Origin of the sequence: Streptomyces sp. NPDC046887 (genome assembly GCF_040644755.1) — a bacterium.
Lineage (GTDB): Bacteria > Actinomycetota > Actinomycetes > Streptomycetales > Streptomycetaceae > Streptomyces > Streptomyces lichenis.
Genome location: NZ_JBEYXH010000050.1, coordinates 1 through 21,721, shown reverse-complemented (window position 1 = coordinate 21,721; position 21,721 = coordinate 1). Strand labels below are relative to the sequence as shown.

At 73.6% G+C, this 21,721-nt stretch carries 21 protein-coding genes; 20 read left to right on the top strand and 1 reads right to left on the bottom strand.

Annotated features, from left to right (window positions below; genetic code table 11):
- Nucleotides 1-41 precede the first annotated feature (41 nt).
- The 14 genes from ABZ945_RS30440 to ABZ945_RS30375 all read left to right on the top strand — a co-directional run bounded on the left by ABZ945_RS30440 (nucleotide 42) and on the right by ABZ945_RS30375 (nucleotide 15,834).
- Nucleotides 42-1,691, top strand: coding sequence for a CTP synthase (locus ABZ945_RS30440; RefSeq protein WP_361276110.1), 1,650 nt, complete (start codon nucleotides 42-44; stop codon nucleotides 1,689-1,691).
- A gap of 118 nt (nucleotides 1,692-1,809) precedes the next feature.
- Nucleotides 1,810-2,442: an NUDIX hydrolase gene (locus ABZ945_RS30435; RefSeq protein ID WP_361276108.1), complete on the top strand. Its 633-nt coding sequence runs from the start codon at nucleotides 1,810-1,812 to the stop codon at nucleotides 2,440-2,442.
- Between the two features lie 501 nt (nucleotides 2,443-2,943).
- Entirely contained in the window at nucleotides 2,944-5,025 is a 2,082-nt protein-coding gene (locus ABZ945_RS30430; RefSeq protein ID WP_361276105.1) for a tetratricopeptide repeat protein, read from the top strand.
- 143 nt (nucleotides 5,026-5,168) lie between these two features.
- Nucleotides 5,169-6,284, top strand: coding sequence for an alanine dehydrogenase (ald, locus tag ABZ945_RS30425; RefSeq protein WP_361276142.1), 1,116 nt, complete (start codon nucleotides 5,169-5,171; stop codon nucleotides 6,282-6,284).
- A gap of 457 nt (nucleotides 6,285-6,741) precedes the next feature.
- Nucleotides 6,742-7,785 carry a ParA family protein gene (locus tag ABZ945_RS30420; RefSeq protein ID WP_361276102.1) on the top strand — a complete coding sequence of 348 codons (1,044 nt, stop codon included), beginning with the start codon at nucleotides 6,742-6,744 and terminating at the stop codon, nucleotides 7,783-7,785.
- Nucleotides 7,770-8,357, top strand: a complete 588-nt coding sequence (locus ABZ945_RS30415) for a hypothetical protein (RefSeq protein WP_361276100.1) — start codon at nucleotides 7,770-7,772, stop codon at nucleotides 8,355-8,357. The genes ABZ945_RS30420 and ABZ945_RS30415 overlap by 16 nt, the downstream gene beginning before the upstream one ends.
- Nucleotides 8,358-8,408: 51 nt before the next feature.
- Complete coding sequence (locus ABZ945_RS30410) at nucleotides 8,409-9,524, top strand: ScpA family protein (RefSeq protein ID WP_361276097.1); 1,116 nt, start codon at nucleotides 8,409-8,411, stop codon at nucleotides 9,522-9,524.
- A 5-nt stretch (nucleotides 9,525-9,529) separates the two neighbouring features.
- The gene (gene scpB / locus ABZ945_RS30405) at nucleotides 9,530-10,162 is read left to right on the top strand and encodes an SMC-Scp complex subunit ScpB (protein WP_361276095.1); all 633 of its coding nucleotides are present in this window, start codon (nucleotides 9,530-9,532) and stop codon (nucleotides 10,160-10,162) included.
- Complete coding sequence (locus ABZ945_RS30400; RefSeq protein ID WP_361276092.1) at nucleotides 10,162-11,304, top strand: pseudouridine synthase; 1,143 nt, start codon at nucleotides 10,162-10,164, stop codon at nucleotides 11,302-11,304. The genes scpB and ABZ945_RS30400 overlap by 1 nt, the downstream gene beginning before the upstream one ends.
- A 193-nt stretch (nucleotides 11,305-11,497) precedes the next feature.
- Nucleotides 11,498-12,154 carry a nicotinamide riboside transporter PnuC gene (gene pnuC / locus ABZ945_RS30395; protein WP_361276090.1) on the top strand — a complete coding sequence of 219 codons (657 nt, stop codon included), beginning with the start codon at nucleotides 11,498-11,500 and terminating at the stop codon, nucleotides 12,152-12,154.
- Entirely contained in the window at nucleotides 12,151-13,221 is a 1,071-nt protein-coding gene (locus tag ABZ945_RS30390) for an AAA family ATPase (RefSeq protein WP_361276088.1), read from the top strand. The genes pnuC and ABZ945_RS30390 overlap by 4 nt, the downstream gene beginning before the upstream one ends.
- Entirely contained in the window at nucleotides 13,218-13,952 is a 735-nt protein-coding gene (locus ABZ945_RS30385) for an NUDIX domain-containing protein (RefSeq protein WP_361276085.1), read from the top strand. The genes ABZ945_RS30390 and ABZ945_RS30385 overlap by 4 nt, the downstream gene beginning before the upstream one ends.
- Before the next feature lie 39 nt (nucleotides 13,953-13,991).
- On the top strand, nucleotides 13,992-15,035 hold the full coding sequence (locus ABZ945_RS30380; protein WP_361276083.1) for an ADP-ribosylglycohydrolase family protein: 1,044 nt from the start codon (nucleotides 13,992-13,994) through the stop codon (nucleotides 15,033-15,035).
- 4 nt (nucleotides 15,036-15,039) lie between these two features.
- A complete protein-coding gene (locus ABZ945_RS30375; RefSeq protein ID WP_361276080.1) occupies nucleotides 15,040-15,834 on the top strand; it encodes a nucleotidyltransferase domain-containing protein in 795 nt (264 codons plus the stop codon).
- Between the two features lie 63 nt (nucleotides 15,835-15,897).
- Here the strand turns inward: ABZ945_RS30375 and ABZ945_RS30370 are convergent, their stop codons facing one another.
- On the bottom strand, nucleotides 15,898-16,683 hold the full coding sequence (locus tag ABZ945_RS30370) for a nucleotidyltransferase domain-containing protein (protein WP_361276077.1): 786 nt from the start codon (nucleotides 16,681-16,683) through the stop codon (nucleotides 15,898-15,900).
- A gap of 47 nt (nucleotides 16,684-16,730) precedes the next feature.
- Between ABZ945_RS30370 and ABZ945_RS30365 the strand changes: the two genes are divergently transcribed.
- The 6 genes from ABZ945_RS30365 (at nucleotide 16,731) to der (ending at nucleotide 21,644) form a co-directional block, all read left to right on the top strand.
- Nucleotides 16,731-17,066: a DUF952 domain-containing protein gene (locus ABZ945_RS30365; RefSeq protein ID WP_361276075.1), complete on the top strand. Its 336-nt coding sequence runs from the start codon at nucleotides 16,731-16,733 to the stop codon at nucleotides 17,064-17,066.
- Nucleotides 17,067-17,207: 141 nt separating this feature from the next.
- Entirely contained in the window at nucleotides 17,208-17,570 is a 363-nt protein-coding gene (gene aroH / locus ABZ945_RS30360) for a chorismate mutase (protein ID WP_361276072.1), read from the top strand.
- Nucleotides 17,567-18,652: a prephenate dehydrogenase gene (locus ABZ945_RS30355; RefSeq protein ID WP_361276069.1), complete on the top strand. Its 1,086-nt coding sequence runs from the start codon at nucleotides 17,567-17,569 to the stop codon at nucleotides 18,650-18,652. Before aroH ends, ABZ945_RS30355 begins: the two co-directional genes overlap by 4 nt.
- A gap of 120 nt (nucleotides 18,653-18,772) precedes the next feature.
- On the top strand, nucleotides 18,773-19,456 hold the full coding sequence (cmk, locus tag ABZ945_RS30350) for a (d)CMP kinase (protein WP_361276066.1): 684 nt from the start codon (nucleotides 18,773-18,775) through the stop codon (nucleotides 19,454-19,456).
- The gene (locus ABZ945_RS30345; protein ID WP_361276064.1) at nucleotides 19,453-20,121 is read left to right on the top strand and encodes a lysophospholipid acyltransferase family protein; all 669 of its coding nucleotides are present in this window, start codon (nucleotides 19,453-19,455) and stop codon (nucleotides 20,119-20,121) included. Before cmk ends, ABZ945_RS30345 begins: the two co-directional genes overlap by 4 nt.
- Before the next feature lie 74 nt (nucleotides 20,122-20,195).
- The gene (der, locus tag ABZ945_RS30340) at nucleotides 20,196-21,644 is read left to right on the top strand and encodes a ribosome biogenesis GTPase Der (protein WP_361276061.1); all 1,449 of its coding nucleotides are present in this window, start codon (nucleotides 20,196-20,198) and stop codon (nucleotides 21,642-21,644) included.
- Nucleotides 21,645-21,721 lie beyond the last annotated feature (77 nt).

Below are 21,721 nucleotides of genomic sequence, written 5' to 3'. Positions count from 1 at the left end.
CGCACCTGACCCACCGCGACCACGGGAGCCCCCTCTTGGCCATGCCGTCGAAATCCACGACGACCAAGCACATCTTCGTCACCGGGGGCGTCGCCTCCTCCCTCGGCAAGGGGCTCACCGCCTCCAGCCTCGGCGCGCTGCTCAAGGCGCGCGGGCTGCGGGTGACGATGCAGAAGCTCGACCCGTACCTCAACGTCGACCCGGGCACCATGAACCCGTTCCAGCACGGCGAGGTGTTCGTCACCAACGACGGCGCCGAGACCGACCTGGACATCGGGCACTACGAGCGGTTCCTCGACGTCGACCTGGACGGCTCGGCCAACGTCACCACCGGTCAGGTGTACTCGCAGGTCATCGCCAAGGAGCGGCGCGGCGAGTACCTGGGCGACACGGTGCAGGTCATCCCGCACATCACCAACGAGATCAAGTCCCGCATCCGCCGGATGGCCACCGACGACGTGGACGTGGTGATCACCGAGGTCGGCGGGACCGTCGGCGACATCGAGTCGCTGCCGTTCCTGGAGACCGTCCGCCAGGTCCGCCACGAGGTCGGCCGGGACAACGTCTTCGTGGTGCACATCTCGCTGCTGCCCTACATCGGCCCGTCCGGTGAGCTGAAGACCAAGCCCACCCAGCACTCGGTGGCCGCGCTGCGCAACATCGGCATCCAGCCGGACGCCATCGTGCTGCGCGCCGACCGGGACGTGCCCACCGCCATCAAGCGCAAGATCTCGCTGATGTGCGACGTGGACGAGGCGGCCGTGGTCGCGGCCATCGACGCCAAGTCGATCTACGACATCCCCAAGGTGCTGCACACCGAGGGCCTGGACGCGTATGTGGTGCGCAAGCTGGACCTGCCGTTCCGGGACGTGGACTGGACGGTCTGGGACGACCTGCTGGACCGGGTGCACAACCCCGACCACGAGGTCACGGTCGCCCTGGTCGGCAAGTACATCGACCTGCCTGACGCCTATCTGTCGGTGACCGAGGCCATGCGGGCCGGCGGCTTCGCCAACAAGGCCCGGGTCACGGTCAAGTGGGTCACCTCCGACGACTGCAAGACCCCGGCCGGCGCCGAGAAGCAGCTCGGTGACGTGGACGCCATCCTGATCCCCGGCGGCTTCGGCGAGCGCGGCGTCAACGGCAAGGTCGGCGCGATCCGCTACGCCCGCGAGAACAAGGTGCCGCTGCTCGGCATCTGCCTGGGCCTGCAGTGCATCGTGGTCGAGGCGGCCCGCAACCTCGCCGGTATCGCCGACGCCAACTCCACCGAGTTCGACGCGGCCACCGCCCACCCGGTGATCTCCACCATGGAGGAGCAGCTCGCCTATGTGGAGGGCGCCGGGGACCTCGGCGGCACCATGCGGCTGGGCATGTACCCGGCGAAGCTGGCCGAGGGCTCCATCGTCCGCGAGGTCTACGGCGACCAGCCGTACGTGGAGGAGCGCCACCGCCACCGCTACGAGGTGAACAACGCCTACCGCGCGGAGCTGGAGAAGAAGGCCGGGATCCTGTTCTCCGGCACCTCCCCGGACAACAAGCTGGTGGAGTACGTGGAGTACCCGCGCGAGGTCCACCCCTACCTGGTCGCCACCCAGGCCCACCCGGAGCTGCGCTCCCGCCCGACCCGTCCGCACCCGCTCTTCGCCGGGCTGGTCAAGGCGGCGGTGGAGCGCAAGACCGGGAAGTGAGCGGCACGCCGGCCGGGGGTTGATCCACTGGCGTTACGGTGGACCGGGGTACGCGGCCCGTCACGGGACCGCGCGCCCCGGTCCACCGTTTTTCCGTTCACCCAGGAGGACGTCAGCCATGACCGCGATCAAGGACACTCCCGAGGAGTGGCGGGTCACCGCGACCTCCACGCCGTTCCGGGGAGCGAAGACCAGTGTCCGCACCGAGGACGTGGTCATGCCGGACGGCTCGGTGCACACCCGGGACTACCAGGTCCACCCCGGTTCGGTCGCCGTCCTGGCCCTCGGTGAGGACGACCAGGTGGTGGTGCTGCGCCAGTACCGCCACCCGGTGCGCCACAAGCTGTGGGAGATCCCGGCCGGGCTGCTCGACGTACCCGGCGAGAACCCGCTGAACGCGGCGGTGCGCGAGCTGTACGAGGAGGCGCACATCAAGGCCGACGACTGGCGGGTGCTCTCCGACGTCTACACCACGCCGGGCGGCTGCGACGAGGCCGTGCGGATCTTCCTGGCCCGGGGGCTGTCCGACGTGGAGGGCGAGAGGTTCGCCGCCGCGGAGGAGGAGGCCGACATGGAGCTGGCCCGGGTCCCGCTGGACGAGCTGGCCCGCCGGGTCCTGGCCGGCGACCTGCACAACAACTGCCTGGTGGTCGGCGTGCTGTCGGTCCTCGCCGCGCGCGCCGCCGCCGGCGGCCTGGACGCCCTGCGCCCCGGCGACGCCCCCTGGCCGGCCCGCCCCTTCGAGGCGTAGGGCCGGGACGGCGGGGACGGAGACGGGGAGGGGTACGGGACGGAGGCGGGGACGGGGCCGCGGACCTGTACGGGCCCAGGCGCCGACTGCCGGTCCCGCCCGGTCACTGCGGCCCGTCCGGGTCCCCTCTGACCCCGCCCGTACGGTCGCTGTGCTTGTGTACGGGCCCCGGGCGACTGGCCGTCCGGTCCGGTCGCTGCGGCCCGTCCGGGTCCCCTCTGACCCCCGCCCGTCTGGTCGCTGCTGGACCCGTACGGGCCCCGCTGCCCCCCCGTCCGGTCGCTGCGGCCCCGTACGGGCTTCCGGCCGACCGCCCTTCCCGGCCGGGCGCTGCTCCTCTCGGGTGACCGGTATGACGATCGGCTGATCCGATTGGGCGATGCGGGGGCCCCGCTCCGCCGGAGTGGTCCTTGTCACTGAACTACGCTCGGTGCGGGAGATCACCCGCCCGCGGAACCGCCGGCGGGATCGGCGTGTGCGCAGCGGACGGGAGCGTGGCCCGTGACGGATCAGGCGGTGGACATCGACGGGGACGGGCCGGGGCGCGAAGCCGTGCGTCCCGGTGCGCAGCCCGGGCGCCGCGCCTTCCACGGGCGGGCGCGGGAGCTGAAGGAGCTGCGGGCCGACATCGCCCGGGCGGGGCTGGACACCCTCGCCGGGCGGCCCTCGCCGCGGGCGCGGGTGCTGCTGATCGCCGGGCGCCCCGGCAGCGGGCGGACCGCGCTGGCCGAGGAGCTGGTCGGCGACCTGGCCCGGGGGTACCGGGACGGGGTGCTGCGGGCCCGGCTGACCGAGCCCGGGGGCGAGCCGGTGCCGGTCGAGCGGACCGCCCGGGACCTGCTCACGGCGGTGGGCGTGGCCGCGCCCGCGGGAGCCGGCGCCGAGGAGCTGAGCGAGCGGTTGCGCGGCGCCTTCGCCGACCGCCGGGCCCTGATGCTGCTGGACGACGCCGCCGACGCGGAGCAGGTGGACGCCCTCCTTCCGGACAACCCCGCCTGCCTGGTCGTGGCGGTGGCCAAGGGGCCGCTCACCGGGATCCCGGACGTACGGCCGTGCACGGTGGGCGGGCTGGACGCCAAATCCGCCATCGGGTTGCTGGAGGGGTACGCCGGGTCGGTGCGGATCACCGTGGATCCGCAGGCCGCCGAGACGCTGACCGAGCTGTGCGGCGGCCAGCCCGCGGCCCTGGTGCTGGCCGGCGGCTGGCTGGCCGCCCACCCCATGTCCTCCGTCGCCGACCTGGACAAGCGGCTGCGCGCGCTGCCCGACGACCCCGAACGGCCCGCCGCCGACCGGGCGCTGGCCCGCGCCTTCGCCCTCGCCTACGAGGCCCTGCCCGGCCCGGCCGCGCGCACCCTGCGGCTGCTGTCGCTCGCCCCGGTCGGGCTGGCCGACGGCCACACCGCCTCCGCGCTGGCCGGCTGCTCGGTGTCGGCCGCGGAGAGTGTCCTGGAGCGGCTCGCCGCGGCGGGCTTCCTGCACCGCGAGCGGCCCGAGAGCGACGGGCAGTACCGGGTGCCGGGGTGCCTGCTGCCGCTGCTGAGGGAGGAGCTGGAGCGGGACCGCCCGGCCGAGACCCAGCTGGCCCAGGCCCGGATGCTGGAGCGGACCGTACGGCTGCTCCAGTCCTGCCACGCGGTCACCGAGCCCGAGGGCTCCCCGGCCCGCCGCCGGCTCGCCGGACTGCCCCGGGCGCTGCGCTTCGACGGGCCCGAGGCCGCCGGGCGCTGGCTCGCCACCCGGCAGCCCGCGCTGCTGGCCGCCGCCCGGATCGCGGTCGCCGACGGGGACCTGGACACCCTCGCCCGCCGGCTGGTCGCCGCAGTGGTCAGGGCGCTCGCCGCGCACCGCGGGGCCGAGGCCGCCGCGCCCGAGCTGTACGGGCTGCACCAGCTGGTGCTGGGCGTGGCCGAGCGGCGTGGACTGCCCCGGGAGCGCGCCGCCGCCCTGCTGAACCTGGGCGATCTGGACGCCCGCACCGGCCGCACCCGGGAGGCGCTGGCCCGCTACCGGGCCGCGCTGGACGCCGGGCGGCAGGCGAACGACCCGTACGCGGTCGGCCGGGCGATGGAATCCGTAGGCGGCGCCCACCAGGAGCTGGGGGACTGGGCGCGGGCCGCCGACTGGTACGGCAGGGCGCTGGCCCAGCGGCTGGCCCGCGACGAGCGGGCGGACCAGGCGCGGCTGTACGGGCGGCTGGGCGCCGTGCACACCTACGAGGGCCGCTACGGGGAGGCGCTGCGGAACTGGCGGGCCGCCGCGGCCGGCTACCGGCGCCTGGGCGATGTCTCCGGCCACGCGCGGGCGTTGAGCGAGGCGGCCCGGGTGCAGGAGTACGCGGGGCGCCCCGAGGAGTCGCTGCGCACCTGCGAGGAGGCGGTGGAGTGCGCCCGCACCGCCAGGGACGTGCGGCTGCTGGCCGCGCTCCAGCTCCGGCTGGCCGACACCCTGGACCGGCTCGGCGACCCGGCGGCGGCCCGGTTGCACCGGGCCGCGGCTGATCGTCTGCTGGAAACGGAGGATCGTCAGGGAGGAACCCCCGCCTCCGCCTACGAAATCCGCAGTGCCTCGGCGAAAGATTAGGCATTCGCAAGGCTAGACAACCGAAGACCCTTCAATAGACTGGGTGGGCCGCAAATCAGTGCGGTCTCTCCCGGTGCGTCCAGTGCATCCGGGTATGTATTGCCTTGCCCCCCGTACCCCCCAAGCCAAGGACCGTGATCGACGTGAAGGTCGGCATCCCCCGCGAGGTCAAGAACAACGAGTTCCGGGTGGCCATCACCCCCGCCGGCGTGCACGAGCTGGTGCGCTACGGCCACCAGGTCTTCATCGAGCAGAACGCCGGCGTCGGCTCCTCGATCACGGACGCCGAGTTCGTCGCGGCCGGCGCGCAGATCCTGCCCACCGCGGACGAGGTCTGGGCCATCGCCGACCTGCTGCTCAAGGTCAAGGAGCCGATCGCGGAGGAGTACCACCGCCTCCGCAAGGACCAGACCCTCTTCACCTACCTGCACCTCGCCGCCTCCCGCGAGTGCACCGACGCGCTGCTGGCCTCCGGCACCACCGCCATCGCCTACGAGACGGTGGAGACCGCCACCCGCGCCCTGCCGCTGCTCGCCCCGATGTCCGAGGTCGCGGGCCGGCTGGCCCCGCAGGTCGGCGCCTACCACCTGATGCGCTCGGCCGGCGGCCGCGGCGTGCTCCCCGGCGGCGTCCCCGGCACCCACGCCGGTGAGGCCGTGGTCATCGGCGGCGGCGTCTCCGGCTGGAACGCCGCGCAGATCGCCATCGGCCTGGGCTTCCACGTCACCCTGCTCGACAAGGACATCAACAAGCTCCGCGAGGCCGACCGGATCTTCGGCACGAAGATCAAGACCATCGTCTCCAACACCTTCGAGCTGGAGAAGGCCGTGGTCGAGGCCGACCTGGTGGTCGGCGCCGTCCTCATCCCGGGCGCCAAGGCCCCGAAGCTGGTCACCAACGAGCTGGTCGCCCGGATGAAGCCCGGAAGTGTCCTTGTCGACATCGCCATCGACCAGGGCGGCTGCTTCGAGGACTCCCGTCCCACCACCCACGCCGAGCCGACCTTCCCGGTCCACAACTCGGTCTTCTACTGCGTGGCCAACATGCCCGGCGCGGTGCCGAACACCTCCACCTACGCGCTGACCAACGCCACGCTCCCCTACATCGTTTCGCTGGCCAACAACGGCTGGGTCGAGGCGCTGCGCCGCGACCCCGCGCTCGCCAAGGGCCTCAACACCCATGACGGCAAGGTCGTCTACCGCGAGGTCGCCGAGGCCCACAACCTGGAGCACGTCGAACTCGGCGCGCTCATCGGCTGATCCCGGCCGAACCCCCCGGCGGCCGTCAACGGCCGTCCGCCAACATCACGCGTCCGGCCGGACCTTGCTCGCCAGGGTCCGGCCGGACGCGTGCGCGTTTCCCGACCGGACGGCCGGTCCACCGGGTCCGCGACCGGCCCGTACACCGCCTGACGGGTGGTCAAGTCGCGTTGAACGTCGTACTTCAGCCGTTTCGCGCCCGCCGGAAACCATGCGGATGAGCGGCCTCACACCCTTGACAGGAAGCCGTCGCACCGCCGACACATCCGTCCGCGTCCCGCCGATTGTGTTGCTGCGGAGCGGTGACACGCCATAGAGTCGCCAACCGTCGGCATAGTGCCACGCTGACCTATCGATAAGTTTCCTGGTCCTCTCCAAGGAGGTAAGACGACTTGTGAATGAGTCGACATTTACTCCCGGAGGCGGGGCAACGGGAACGTACGTGCCGCACCAGCACATGACGACAACCCACACGACGAAGATGACGGACGGCCAACACGTGAACGCCACGGCCGGCAACGAGAGTGGCCGAGAGTCCACCCATTTCGCCGCCTACGAGGAAGCCCCCGAGGGTCACTTCTACGACCCCGACGCCGAGTACGAGCCCGATCCGGAGTACGCGGCCACCCTCGCGCCCGACGCGGCCCGCCAGCGCCGCGAGCGCATCGGCCCCACCGGGCGCCCGCTGCCGTACTTCCCGATCCCGGGCCCGCTGACCGAGCACGGCCCCGCGAAGATCATCGCGATGTGCAACCAGAAGGGCGGCGTCGGCAAGACCACGTCGACCATCAACCTCGGCGCCGCGCTCGCCGAGTACGGCCGCCGGGTGCTGCTGGTCGACTTCGACCCGCAGGGCGCCCTCTCGGTCGGCCTCGGGGTCAACCCGATGGAGCTGGACCTCACCGTCTACAACCTGCTCATGGAGCGGGGCATGTCGGCCGACGAGGTGCTGCTGAAGACCGCCGTGCCCAACATGGACCTGCTGCCCAGCAACATCGACCTGTCGGCGGCCGAGGTCCAGCTGGTCAGCGAGGTCGCCCGGGAGTCGACGCTGCAGCGCGCCCTGAAGCCGCTGCTCAACGACTACGACTACATCGTGATCGACTGTCAGCCCTCGCTCGGTCTGCTGACCGTCAACGCGCTGACCGCCGCGCACAAGGTGATAGTGCCGCTGGAGTGCGAGTTCTTCGCGCTGCGCGGGGTCGCCCTGCTCACCGAGACCATCGAGAAGGTGCAGGAGCGGCTCAACCCGGAGCTGGAGCTCGACGGCATCCTCGCCACCATGTACGACTCGCGCACCGTGCACAGCCGCGAGGTGCTGGCCCGGGTGGTGGAGGCCTTCGACGACCACGTCTACCACACCGTCATCGGCCGTACCGTGCGCTTCCCGGAGACCACGGTCGCGGGCGAGCCCATCACCACCTACGCCTCCAACTCGGTCGGTGCGGCCGCCTACCGCCAGCTCGCCAGGGAGGTGCTCGCCCGGTGTCACGCCGAGTGAGTCTGCCCGGTGCCGACGAGTTGTTCCGTACGACCGGGGGGACGGCGCTGCAGTCGCCCACCCCGCGCCGCCAGCCCGGCGGCGAGCCCCGGGTGCCCGCACCCGCGGCGGAGAGCGCCCCGGCGGCGGCCGGCAGCGCGGCCGTACCGGCCGCGGAAGGCCGGGAGGCCGGGGAGGCCCGGGACGGCCGGGGGACCCGGGAGCGGACGCAGGACGGCGAGCACACGGCCGCCGAGCCGGACGAGCCGCGCGGACGCCCCGCCGCGGCGGCCGACTCCGCGTCGGGCGGCTCCGGCGGAGACGGCAAGGACGGCGGGGCCCAGGCGCGCCGCCGAGGCCGCGCCGCCGGGCGCCGGCCCAGCGGCCGGGAGCGGCACGACGAGAAGATCACGGTCTATGTCTCCGCCGAGGAGCTGATGGACCTGGAGCACGCCCGGCTGGTGCTGCGCGGCGAGCACGGCCTCGCCGTGGACCGCGGCCGCATCGTGCGCGAGGCGGTCGCCGTGGTGCTGGCCGACCTGGAGTCCCGGGGCGACGCGAGCATCCTGGTACGGCGGCTGCGCGGGCGCTGACGGTACCCTGCGCGGGCCCGCCGTACCGTTTCCCCCCCCGCCTGGACCACGATGCCGCCCCCGCACCACCCCCGTCCCGCCTCCCGCCGCCCCCTCGGCCGCGGCCCGGGCCCGGCGACGCCCGACCCGGACGCGGCACGGGACGAGGAGGGCGCCCACCCGGGGCCGGGGACGGCCGCGACGGCGACGGACGCGCCCACGACAGACGGCCACCCCGAGCCCGTACACGGCCCGGAGCCCGAGCCCGACCCCGTACCGGCCCCCGATCCCGTACCCGACCCGGCGCCCGACCCCGTACCCGACCCCGTACCCGACCCGGCTCCCGACGCCGCCCCCGCCCCGGAAGCCGCCCCCGACCCCTCCGCGACCGGCCGGTTCACTGTCCGGCTGGCGAACTTCGAGGGGCCGTTCGACCTGCTGCTCCAGCTGATCGCCAAGCACAAGCTGGACGTCACCGAGGTGGCGCTGTCCAAGGTCACCGACGAGTTCATGGCGTACATCCGGGCCATGGGGCCGGACTGGGACCTCGACCAGACCACCGAGTTCCTGGTGGTCGCCGCGACCCTCCTGGACCTCAAGGCGGCCCGGCTGCTGCCCGTCGCCGAGGTGGAGGACGAGGCCGACCTCGCCCTGCTGGAGGCGCGCGACCTGCTCTTCGCGCGGCTGCTCCAGTACCGGGCGTACAAGCAGGTCGCGGCGATCTTCGACGGGCGGCTGGACACCGAGGGCCGGCGCTATCCGCGTACCGTCGGACTGGAACCGCACCACGCCGAGCTGCTGCCGGAGGTGGTGATCAGCATCGGGGCGGAGGGGTTCGCCCGGCTGGCCGTGAAGGCGATGCAGCCCAAGGCCAGGCCCCAGGTGTACGTGGACCACATCCACGCCCCGCTGGTCAGCGTCCGGGAGCAGGCCGAGGTGCTGGTCGCCCGGTTGCGCGCCCACGGCGAGCTGCCCTTCCGCGAGCTGGCCGCCGATGCCCCGGACACCCTCACCGTGGTGGCCCGGTTCCTGGCACTCCTGGAGCTGTACCGGGACCGGGCGGTCGCCCTGGACCAGGACGAGGCGCTCGGCGAGCTGACCGTGCGCTGGACCGGCTCGGCGGACGGGGCTCCGACGGTCACCGACGAGTTCGACCAGGTCGGGGGAGAGCAGGGAGAGGCGGAGTGAGGGAGATGGACAGCGGCGTAACGGCGGCCGCGGCGCTGGAGCTGAGGCCCGCGCTGGAGGCCGTGCTGATGGTGGTGGACGAGCCGGCCACCGAGGAGCAGCTGGCCAAGGTGCTCGGCCGCACCCCGCGCGAGGTGGCGGAGGCGTTGCGCGAGCTGGCCGACGAGTACGAGGTCCAGCGGCGCGGCTTCGAGCTGCGGCTGGTCGCCGGCGGCTGGCGGTACTACACCCGCCCCGCCTACGCCCCGGCCGTGGAGAACTTCGTCCTGGACGGCCAGCAGGCCCGGCTGACCCAGGCCGCGCTGGAGACCCTGGCCGTGGTCGCCTACCGCCAGCCGGTCAGCCGCTCCCGGGTCTCGGCGGTACGCGGGGTGAACTGCGACGGGGTGATGCGCACCCTGCTCCAGCGGGGCCTGGTGGAGGAGGCGGGCACGGAACCCGTCACAGGTGCGATCCTGTACAGGACGACGAACTACTTCCTGGAGCGGATGGGCCTGCGCGGCCTGGACGAGCTCCCGGAGCTCGCGCCCTTCCTGCCCGAGGCGGAGGCGATCGAGGCCGAGACCCAGGAAGGGGTTCTGTCGTTCGATCCGGACGCCCCGGATACCGATGACGACGACAAGACGACGGACTTTTGATGCGAAGCAGCGGCAGCGGCAGGAACAGCGGCGGCAACACCGGACGCGGTGCGAACAGCGGACGCGGCGGTAGCGGGAACACCGGCCGCGGCAACTTCCGCGGCGCCGGCAACGGCCGGGACGACCGGCAGCAGGGCGGAGCCGGAGCCGGCCGGCCCCGCAAGCCGCGCCCCGAGGAGCGCCGCTACGACGTGGGCGGCACCCAGGACGCCGGCGGCCCGGGCCCGAAGAAGGGGCGCGGCGCGGCGGCCCGCGGCGGCGCCAAGGGCGGACCCAAGCAGCCGAGCACCCCGCAGCGCGGCCGGGGCTCCCGTACCGCCCCGGGCCGTTCCCGCGAGTACGACGCCCGCGCGGAGGAGCGCAACCGCGAGCGCTACGCCGGCAAGCCGGAGATCAAGACCCCCAAGACCTTCGGCGAGCAGGAGGGCGAGCGCCTGCAGAAGGTGCTGGCCCGGGCCGGTATGGGCTCCCGGCGGGCCTGCGAGGAGCTGATCGACGCGGGCAGGGTCGAGGTCAACGGCGAGATCGTGATGGAGCAGGGCACCCGGGTCGACCCGGAGCACGACGAGATCAAGGTCGACGGACTGACCGTGGCGACCCAGTCGTACCTGTTCTTCGCGCTGAACAAGCCGGCCGGGGTGGTCTCCACCATGGAGGACCCGGACGGCCGCCAGTGCCTGGGCGACTACGTCACCAACCGGGAGACCCGGCTCTTCCACGTCGGCCGGCTGGACACCGAGACCGAGGGCATCATCCTGCTCACCAACCACGGCGAGCTGGCCCACCGCCTCACCCACCCCAAGTACGGAGTGAAGAAGACCTATCTGGCCGCCATCACCGGCCCGCTGCCCCGCGAGGTCGGCCGCATGCTCAAGGACGGCATCCAGCTGGAGGACGGCTACGCCCGCGCCGACCACTTCCGGGTGGTCGAGCAGACCGGCAAGAACTACCTGGTCGAGGTGGAGCTGCACGAGGGCCGCAAGCACATCGTGCGCCGGATGCTGGCCGAGGCCGGCTTCCCGGTGGAGAAGCTGGTGCGGACCGCGTTCGGCCCGATCCAGCTCGGCGACCAGAAGTCCGGCTGGCTGCGCCGGATGACCAACACCGAGGTCGGGATGCTGATGAAGGAGGTCGGTCTCTAGGACCGGCCCCCCTCAGAGGCCCGGTCCCTGATCGGACCGGCCCCTTCTCGAAGCCTTCGGGAGCCCGCGACCGCACCCCGGTCGCGGGCTCCCGGCGTGTGCGGCGGCGGTAAGAGGGTCGTGGCGGCGGTAAGAGGGTTGTGGCGGCCGTCCGGGGGCATTTATAGTCAGGGTGACTCTTAAGGAGGTCGGCGTGAGCCTCGCGGACATGCTCGAACCCGTACAGCGCCCGCTGTTCACCCTGCTGGACACCCCGGTCAGCCTCACCGAGGTGCTCGGCTTCGGCAGCGGCGCTCTCTGCGTCTGGCTCGTCGCCCGGCAGCACATCGCCAACTGGCCCATCGGCATCGCCAACAACCTGTTCTTCATCCTGCTGTTCACCCAGGCCGGGCTGTACGCCGACGCCGGCCTCCAGTTCGTCTTCATCGCCCTCGCCGCGTACGGCTGGTGGACCTGGACCCACGGGGGTGGCCCGGGCTCCGACACCCTGCCGGTGCGGCGCACCACCCGCACCGAGTGGCTGTGGCTGCTCGCGGCGGGGGCGGTGGGGACCACGGCGCTGACCCTGCTCCTGGACCGTGCCACCGACTCCACCGTCCCCTTCTGGGACGCGCTGACCACCGGGCTGTCCCTGATGGCCACCTACGGGCAGTGCCGCAAGCGGCTGGAGTCCTGGTGGCTGTGGATCACCGCCGACCTGGTCTACATCCCGCTCTACGCGCACAAGGAGCTGTATCTGACCTCGCTGCTGTACGCCGGGTTCCTGGCGCTGTGCGTGGCCGGGCTGCTCAACTGGCGCCGCGATCTGACGGCTTCGCGGCGGCGTAGCACGGTGGAGGCGGTGGCATGAGCCGCTACGGCCATGGGCTGGTGCTCGGCAAGTTCTATCCGCCGCACGCCGGCCACCACCATCTGGTCCGCACCGCCGCCGAGCGCTGCGAGCGGCTCACCGTGCTGGTCTGCGCCGCCTCCGTGGAGAGCGTCCCGCTGGCCGACCGGGTCGCCTGGATGCGCGAGGCGCACCCCGGGGTCCGGGTGGTCGGGGCGGTGGACGACCACCCGGTGGACCTGCTCGACCCGGCCGTCTGGGACGCCCATATGGCCGTCTTCACCGGGGCCGTCCCGGAGCCGGTGGACGCGGTGTTCAGCTCGGAGGCGTACGGGGACGAGCTGGCCCGCCGGTTCGGCGCGGCACATGTCCCGGTGGACCCGGACCGCACCGCGTACCCGGTCTCCGGCACCGCCGTCCGCAAGGACCCGGTGGGCAACTGGGCCTTCCTCTCCGCCCCGGTCCGGGCCGCGCTCACCCGCCGGGTGGTCGTGCTGGGCGCCGAGTCCACCGGCACCACCACCCTGGCCAACGCCCTGGCCGCGCACTACCGGGCCCGCGGCGGGGTGTGGGCGGACACCGGCTACGTGGCCGAGTACGGGCGCGAGTACAGCGAGCACAAGCTCGCCGAGGCGCGGGCCGCCCGCCCGGGCGCCGACTGGTCCGAGGTGGCCTTCGCCTCCGCCGAGTTCCCGGTCATCGCCCGGGAGCAGGCGGCCCGCGAACAGACCGCCGCCCGGGCCGGTTCGCCGGTGCTCTTCTGCGACACCGACGCCTTCGCCACCACCATCTGGCACGAGCGGTATATGGGCGGGGCCTACCCGGCCGAGCCCGAGCCGCGCACCCAGCACCTGTGGATCCTCACCGACCACACCGGGGTGCCCTTCGAGGACGACGGGCTGCGCGACGGCGAGCACTTGCGGCCCTGGATGACCGGGCGGTTCCGCGCCGAACTGGCCCGTACCGGACGGCGTACCGTCGAGGTGACCGGCCCGCACGAGCACCGGCTCGCCACCGCCGTCGCCGCGGTGGACGCCCTGCTCGCCGAAGGCTCCGGCCTCGCGGATCCCCTGCCGGAGCGCCGATGACCGCCCCGGATCGGCAGAGCAGCCATCCGCCCGACTACGACCCGCGCGCCTTCCCGCCGTTCGCGGTCACCGTGGACCTGGCGGTCTTCACCCTGCGCGCCGACCGGTTGCAGGTGCTGCTGGTACGGCGCGGGGAGGCCCCGTACCAGGGCGACTGGGCGCTGCCCGGGGGCTTCGTCCGGCCCCGGGAGTCGGCCGGCGGCGCCGCCCGCCGGGAGCTCGCCGAGGAGACCGGGCTGTCCGAGGCCACCGCCGCCCACCTGCATCTCGAACAGCTCGCCACCTACAGCGACCCCGACCGCGACCCCCGGATGCGGGTGGTCTCCGTCGCCTACACCGCCCTCGGCCCCGGGCTGCCCGAGCCGCGCGGCGGCGGCGACGCGGCGGACGCCCAGTGGCTCCCGTACGGGACGCAGGGCCCGCTCGCCTTCGACCACGACACCATCCTGGCCGACGCCCACCGGAGGATCGGCGCCAAGCTGGAGTACACCTGCCTGGCCACCGCCTTCTGCCCGCCCGTCTTCACCCTCGGCGAGCTGCGCGGGGTGTACGAGGCGGTCTGGGGCGTCGAGCTGGACCGGCCCAACTTCCGCCGCAAGGTCCTCTCCACGCCCGGCTTCGTCCAGGCCGTGGACGGACCGCCCAAGCTCACCGGCGGCCGGGGCAAACCGGCCGCCCTCTACCGCGCGGGCGGCGCCACCGCCCTCCACCCGCCGCTGCTGCGGCCCTGAGCATCGACAACGGGGACGACGAATGAACGGGGACAGCACATGACCACCGAGCACACCGGGGCCGCCCGGCCGCGTACCGCCGTCAAGCAGGCCGCCACCGGGGCGCTCACCGGGCTGGCGCTCGGCGACGCCCTCGGTTTCCCGACCGAGTTCAGCGACCTGCCGATGATCTTCCGCAAGGTCGGGCCGTGGCGGGAGATGGCGCTGCCCACCCCGGCCATCGTCACCGACGACACCCAGATGACCCTGGCCGTCGCCCGCGCCCTGCGCACCGCCCAGGCCCGCGGCCCGCTGGCCCCGCTGCGGTTCACCTTGCCGCTGCGCGAGGAGTACGTCGCGTGGTACCGCTCGCCCGAGAACAACCGCGCCCCCGGCCAGACCTGTATGCAGGCCTGCGACGCCCTGGCCGGCGATATGCCCTGGCAGCAGGCCAGCCGCATCCACTCCAAGGGCTGCGGCGCCAATATGCGGGTCGCCCCGGTCGGCCTGGTCCCCGGACTGAGCGAGTCCCAGCGGGCCGGCGCCGCCCAGCTCCAGTCCGCCCTCACCCACGGCCACCCCACCGCGCTCGCCGCCTCCGACCTCACCGCCCGCGCCGTGTACCTGCTGGCCCAGGGCGCCGAACCGCTCGGCCTGGTCGGGCTGCTGCGCTCCTACGCGTACGAGAACCGCTCCCGCTACCACGAGGCCTGGCTCGGCGACCTGTGGACCCACAGCCAGGACCCCACCCCCCAGCACTTCATCCAACGCGGCTGGGACGAGTGCCTGGCCATCCTGGAGAACCTGGCCACGGCCGTCCGCACCGCCAACCCCGAGGCCGACCCGTGCCTGCTCACCGGCGAGGGCTGGATCGCCGAGGAGGCCCTGGCCACCGGGCTGCTCTGCTTCCTGCTCTTCCCCGAGGAACCGGTCACCGCCATCCGCCGGGCCGCCTGCACCTCCGGCGACTCCGACTCCATCGCCTGCCTCACCGGCGCCTTCGCCGGGGCCCATCTGGGCGCCGCCGCCTGGCCCAAGGAATGGGCCGAACGGATCGAGTACCGCAGCGAGCTCCTCACCCTCGGCGCGCTCTGGGATTCTTGATCGCATGACCGCACTCGTGGACCTCCCCGACCTGGCCTCCGTCGTCGCCGAGCAGCCCGATCCGCTGCTGTTCGCCACCGTCTCCGGCGCGCATCTGTACGGTTTCCCGTCCCGCGACTCGGACGTGGACCTGCGCGGGGTGCACCTGCTGCCGGTGGAGGCGCTCACCGGGCTGCGCGAGCCCGAGGAGACCAGGTCGCGGATGTGGGACCGGGACGGCGTGGAGATGGACCTGGTCAGCCATGACCTGCGCAAGTTCGTCCGGCTGATGCTCGGCCGCAACGGCTACGTCCTGGAGCAGCTGTTCTCCCCGCTGGTCGCCCACACCACCGACGCCCACGCCGAGCTGTGCGCGCTCGCCCCCGGGGTGCTCACCTCCCACCACGCCCACCACTACCGGGGGTTCGCGGGCACCCAGTGGCGGCTGTTCGAGAAGAGCGGCGAGCTCAAGCCGCTGCTCTACACCTTCCGGGCGCTGCTCACCGGCATCCATCTGATGCGCACCGGCGAGGTGGTCGCCCATCTGCCCACCCTGCTCGGCGCGGTGCCCGCCCCGGACTACCTGGCCGAGCTGATCGCCGCCAAGGCCGACGCCGAGCACGGCCCCGCCGACGGGGTGGACCGCGAGCGGGTCCACGCCGACATCGAGGCCCTGCACACCGTGCTCGACGAGGCCGAGGCCGCCACCGCCCTGCCCGGCGCGCCCACCGCCTTCGACGCCCTGCACGACTTCGTGGTCCGGGTGCGGGTGGAGGGGCCGGGCCGGGTCGAGGCGGCGGGGGAGGACGGGGAGGACTGAGCGGGGGTACGGGGGCCAGTCCGCCCGGTGGGGTCGGGCCCCCGCCACCCCGTCACCGTGCTCTCAGGCCCCTGCCAGCCGGTCCACGCGCCGCTCGGTCCCCGCCACCGGTTCGCCGTAGGCCCCGGCCGCTGCCAGCGCCGACGCCCGGCGGACGCGGTAGAGGAAGTCCTCCACCGCCCCGGTGTCCGGGTCGGCCGGCAGCGGGGAGCCGTCGGCGGCCCGGTCGGCCTCCTCGGCCAGCCGGGCCATCCACCGCTCGACCTCGTCCCAGGCCACCTCGCCCCGCTTCACCGCCAGCAGCCGGTCCCGCCCGGCGCCCGCGTCGATCACCAGCTCCCCGGTGCGCAGCAGGTCCCGGCAGCTGCCCAGCAGCCGCAGCAGATGCATGGCGTGCTTCCAGCGGGGCTCTCCGTGCTGCCGGACGTCCGCCTCCAGCTTGCGGCGCTGCGCCACCGCGTAGCGGACGAAGCTGGCGTGCGCCCGCCGGGACAGGAACGCCCCGCGCAGCGCCAGCAGTTCGCGGCCGGTGGCGTCCGCGTACTCCACCAGCGGCGAGTGCAGGCACTCCAGGATGTTCGGGTTGGCCCGCAGCGCCAGCTCGCAGAAGCGTTCCAGCTCCCAGCTGAACTGCTCCTCCGCGGGCCCCTCCACATGGGTCGGCGGCTTGCTGAACCGCCACTGGAGCGCGGTCGGCGCCAGGAACACCCCGCGCCGGTCGGTGTCACTGCCCTCGGTCGCCAGCCCGAAGGCCCGCGACCCCATCACACAGGAGTAGACGGTGTGCTCCCGCACCAGCCGCTCCCCGGTCAGCCCGTCCTCGTACACCCTGGCGCCCCCGTCCGTCATGGGCCCCGACCCTAGCCGCCACCCCCGGGCCGCGGGACACTGGGCGGATGATCTTCCACCTCGTACCGGAGGCCGAGTGGCCGCCCGCGCCCGGCTCCGCCTACCGCCCCGCCTCCCTCTCCGCCGAGGGCTTCGTGCACTGCTCCGGCGACGAGGCCATCGCCCAGGAGGTGGCCGCCGCCCTCTACCGGGAGGTGCCCGGCACCCTGCTGCTGCTCACCGTGGACGAGAGCCGGCTGACCGCCGAGGTCCGCTGGGAGGAGGCCGACGGACGGAGCTTCCCGCATGTGTACGGGGAGATCGCGCCGGACGCCGTGGTCGCCGTCCAGGAGCTGCGCCGGGACGCCGAGGGGCAGCCGCTGGGACTCGCCCCGCGCGGCTGAGTACGGCTGCCGCCCGCCCCGACCTGACCTAGTACCGCCGAACGGGCTGCGCCCCGCCGCCCCCGGCTGACTAGGCTGAACGCCGACACCGGGGCCGCGACAAGGGCCGCCCTGCCGCACGAGACATCCGAGGAGCACGAGGTGGCGGTACGAGCGGTCCGCGGGGCCGTCCAGCTGGAGCGGGACGAGGCGGCGCATATGCGCGAGCGGGTCGGCGAGCTGCTCACCGCCGTACTCGACCGCAACGGCCTGACCGCCGAGGACCTGATCAGCGTCTGGTTCACCGCCACCCCCGACCTGCACAGCGACTTCCCGGCCGTCGCCGCGCGCGGCCTCGGCATCACCGACGTGCCCCTGATCTGCGCCCAGGAACTCGACATCGCCGGCGCCATGCCCCGGGTGGTCCGGATCCTGGCGCACATCGAGACCGAGCTGCCCAAGTCCGCCGTCGCGCACGTCTACCTCGGCGCCGCCGCCGCCCTCCGGAAGGACATCGCCCAGTGAGAACCGCCGTCGTCATCGGAACCGGGCTCATCGGCACCTCCGCGGCCCTCGCGCTCACCGCCCGCGGCATCGCCGTCCACCTGGTCGACCACGACCCCGACAGCGCCCGCACCGCGGCCGCCCGCGGCGCCGGGACCGAGGGCGCCCCGGACGGGCCCGTGGACCTGGCGATCATCGCCGTACCGCCCGCGTACGTCGCCACCGCCCTCGCCGAGGCCATGCGCCGCGGCCTGGCCCGCGGCTACCTGGACGTGGCCAGCGTCAAGGGCGGGCCCCAGCGGGAGCTGGCCGGGCTCGGCCTGGACCTCACCGCGTACATCGGCACCCACCCGATGTCCGGCAAGGAGCGCTCCGGCCCGCTCGCCGCCACCGCCGACCTCTTCGAAGGCCGCCCCTGGGTGCTCACCCCCACCGCGGACACCGACACCGAGGTGCTCAACCTCGCCCTGGAGCTGGTGGCGCTCTGCGGGGCCGTCCCGGTCGTCATGGACGCCGAGGCCCACGACCGGGCCGTGGCCCTGGTCTCGCACACCCCGCACCTGGTCTCCTCGATGGTCGCCGCCCGGCTCGCCGATGCCGACGAGACCGCGGTGCGGCTCTGCGGCCAGGGCATCCGGGACGTGACCCGGATCGCCGGCTCCGAGCCCCGGATGTGGGTGGAGATCATCGCCGCCAACCCCGGCCCGGTCGCCGATGTGCTCGCCGGGATCGCCACCGACCTGGACGACACCGTCCGCGCGCTGCGCGCCCTGCAGTCCGCCGACGAGGACAAGCGGCGCGGCGGCGCCCTCGGCGTGGAGGACGTGCTGCGGCGCGGGAAGACCGGCCGGGCCCGGGTGCCCGGCAAGCACGGCGGCGGCCCCACCGTCTACGAGACGGTCACCGTGATGATCAGCGACGAGCCCGGTGAGCTGGCCCGGATCTTCGCCGACGCCGGGCGGGCCGGGGTCAACATCGAGGACGTCCGCATCGAGCACGCCACCGGCCGGCAGTCCGGACTGGTCCAGCTGATGGTGGTGCCCACCTCCGTCCCCGCCCTGGTGGAGACCCTGCGCGAACGGGGCTGGTCGCTGCGGTTGTGACCCGCCCGGGCGGGCGGGGAGCGGGCTGGGCCGAACGGGTGTGAGACGGAGCCCCGGCAGTCGGTAACCTTGTGCGGGGCCCTCGGCAACCGCCCGCCCCACTCCCCGCGTACCAGGAAGGTGTCCGACACCGTGGAATCCGTGATCGTCGCCATCGACGGCCCCTCCGGCACGGGCAAGTCGAGCACCTCCAAGGCGGTCGCCGCCAAGCTGGGGCTCAGCTACCTGGACACCGGCGCCCAGTACCGGGCGATCACCTGGTGGATGCTGACCAACGGGGTGGACACCGAGGACCCGGCCGCCATCGCCTCCGCCGCGGGCAAGCCGGTGATCGTCTCCGGCACCGACCCCAACCACCCCACCATCACCGTGGACGGGCTGGACGCGGCCGGCCCGATCCGCACCCAGGAGGTCACCTCCCAGGTCAGCGCGGTCAGCGCGGTCCCCGAGGTGCGCACCCTGATCACCGGGCTCCAGCGCTCCATCGCCGCGGCCGCCACCGGCGGCATCGTGGTCGAGGGCCGGGACATCGGCACCACCGTGCTGCCCGACGCCGACCTCAAGGTCTTCCTCACCGCCTCCCCGGAGGCCCGCGCCGCCCGCCGCTCCGGCGAGGTCAAGGGCTCCGACGTGGCGGCCACCCGGGAGGCCCTGATCAAGCGGGACGCGGCCGACTCCAGCCGCAAGACCTCCCCGCTCGCCAAGGCCGGCGACGCCGTCGAGGTGGACACCACCGAGCTCACCCTCCAGCAGGTCATCGAGTGCGTGGTCACCCTGGTCGAGGAGAAGCGGGCCGCCGGATGACCCCACCCGGTCCTTCGACCACCGCGAGACCCTCCGCCCGGGGCGCCGCCGTCGGCCGCCGCATCGGCATCGGACTGATGTACGGGCTGTGGCGGCCGCGCGTCCTCGGCGCCTGGCGCGTCCCGGCCGCCGGCCCGGTGATCTTCGCCGTCAACCACGCGCACAACCTCGACGGACCCATGCTGATGGGCACCGCGCCCCGGCCCGTGCACTTCCTGATCAAGCGGGAGGCCTTCATCGGCCCGCTCGGCGCCTTTCTCACCGGAATCGGCCAGCTCAAGGTGGACCGCACCGCCGCCGACCGGGCCGCCATCACCAGCGCCCTCGAGGTGCTGAGCGACGGCGGCGTCCTCGGCATCTTCCCCGAGGGCACCCGCGGCACCGGCGACTTCGCCTCGCTGCGGGCCGGGCTCGCGTACTTCGCCGTACGTTCCGGCGCCCCGATCGTGCCGGTCGCGGTGCTCGGCTCCACCGACCGGCGGAGCCGGATCACCCGGGTGCTGCCGCCGGTGCGCAGCCGGGTCGACGTCGTCTTCGGGGACGCCTTCCAGGCGGGCGACGGCAGCGGGCGCCGCACCCGCACCGCCCTGGACGAGGCCACCGTCCGCATCCAGGAGCGGCTGACCGCCCACCTGGAAAACGCCAGGCGCCTCACCGGGCGCTGATCCAGACTTGAACCGCGGGCCGGCCGGTCATCCGCCGCCCCGCCGCAGACGACGAAGAACGAGGAACGGACTTCATGAACGACCAGCACGACCACGGAGCACTCGGCGACACCGAGTACACGGAGTTCATGGAGCTCGCCGCCGAGGAGGGCTTCGACGCCGAAGAGGTCGAGGGAGCCATCGAGGAGGCCGGCCACGGCCCGCTCCCCGTCCTCGCCATCGTCGGCCGGCCCAATGTCGGCAAGTCGACCCTCGTCAACCGGGTCATCGGCCGCCGCGAGGCCGTGGTCGAGGACCGCCCCGGCGTCACCCGCGACCGCGTCACCTACGAGGCCGAATGGGCCGGCCGCCGCTTCAAGGTCGTCGACACCGGCGGCTGGGAGCAGGACGTCCTGGGCATCGACGCCTCCGTCGCCGCCCAGGCCGAGTTCGCCATCGAGGCCGCCGACGCCGTGGTCTTCGTGGTGGACGCCACGGTCGGCGCCACCGACACCGACGAGGCCGTGGTCAAGCTGCTGCGCCGGGCCGGCAAGCCCGTCGTCCTCGCCGCCAACAAGGTGGACGGCCCCTCCAGCGAGGCGGACGCCGCCATGCTCTGGTCCCTCGGCCTCGGCGAACCCCACCCGGTCTCCGCCCTGCACGGCCGCGGCACCGGCGACCTGCTGGACGAGGTCCTCAAGGCCCTCCCCGAGGCGCCCGCGCAGTCCTTCGGCACCGCCGTCGGCGGCCCCCGCCGGATCGCCCTCATCGGCCGCCCCAACGTCGGCAAGTCCTCCCTGCTCAACAAGGTCGCCGGCGAGGAGCGCGTGGTGGTCGACGCCACCGCCGGCACCACCCGCGACCCGGTGGACGAGCTGATCGAGCTCGGCGGCACCACCTGGAAGTTCGTGGACACCGCCGGCATCCGCAAGCGCGTCCACCTCCAGGAGGGCGCCGACTACTACGCCTCGCTGCGCACCGCCGCCGCGGTCGAGAAGGCCGAGGTCGCGGTCGTCCTGATCGACACCTCCGAGTCGATCTCCGTCCAGGACCAGCGGATCATCACCATGGCCGTGGAGGCCGGCCGCGCCCTGGTCATCGCCTACAACAAGTGGGACTCGCTGGACGAGGAGCGGCGCTACTACCTGGAGCGCGAGATCGAGACCGAGATGCAGCAGGTCTCCTGGGCGCCCCGGGTCAACGTCTCCGCCCGTACCGGCCGCCATATGGAGAAGCTGGTCCCGGCCATCGAGGCGGCCCTCGCCGGCTGGGAGACCCGCGTCCCCACCGGCCGGCTCAACGCCTTCCTCGGCGAGCTGGTCGCCGCCCACCCCCACCCGATCCGCGGCGGCAAGCAGCCCCGCATCCTCTTCGGCACCCAGGCCGGTACCAAGCCGCCGCGCTTCGTCCTCTTCGCCTCCGGCTTCCTGGAGCACGGCTACCGCCGCTTCGTGGAGCGCCGGCTGCGCGAGGAGTTCGGCTTCGAGGGCACCCCGATCCACATCTCGGTCCGCGTCCGCGAGAAGCGCGGCCGCAAGAAGTAGGGTTTTCGGCCCGGTACGGCCGCGGGGCCGGCGTCCTCTTCCTTCTCGGAGCAGATGAAGGTGCGGTCCTCCACGCG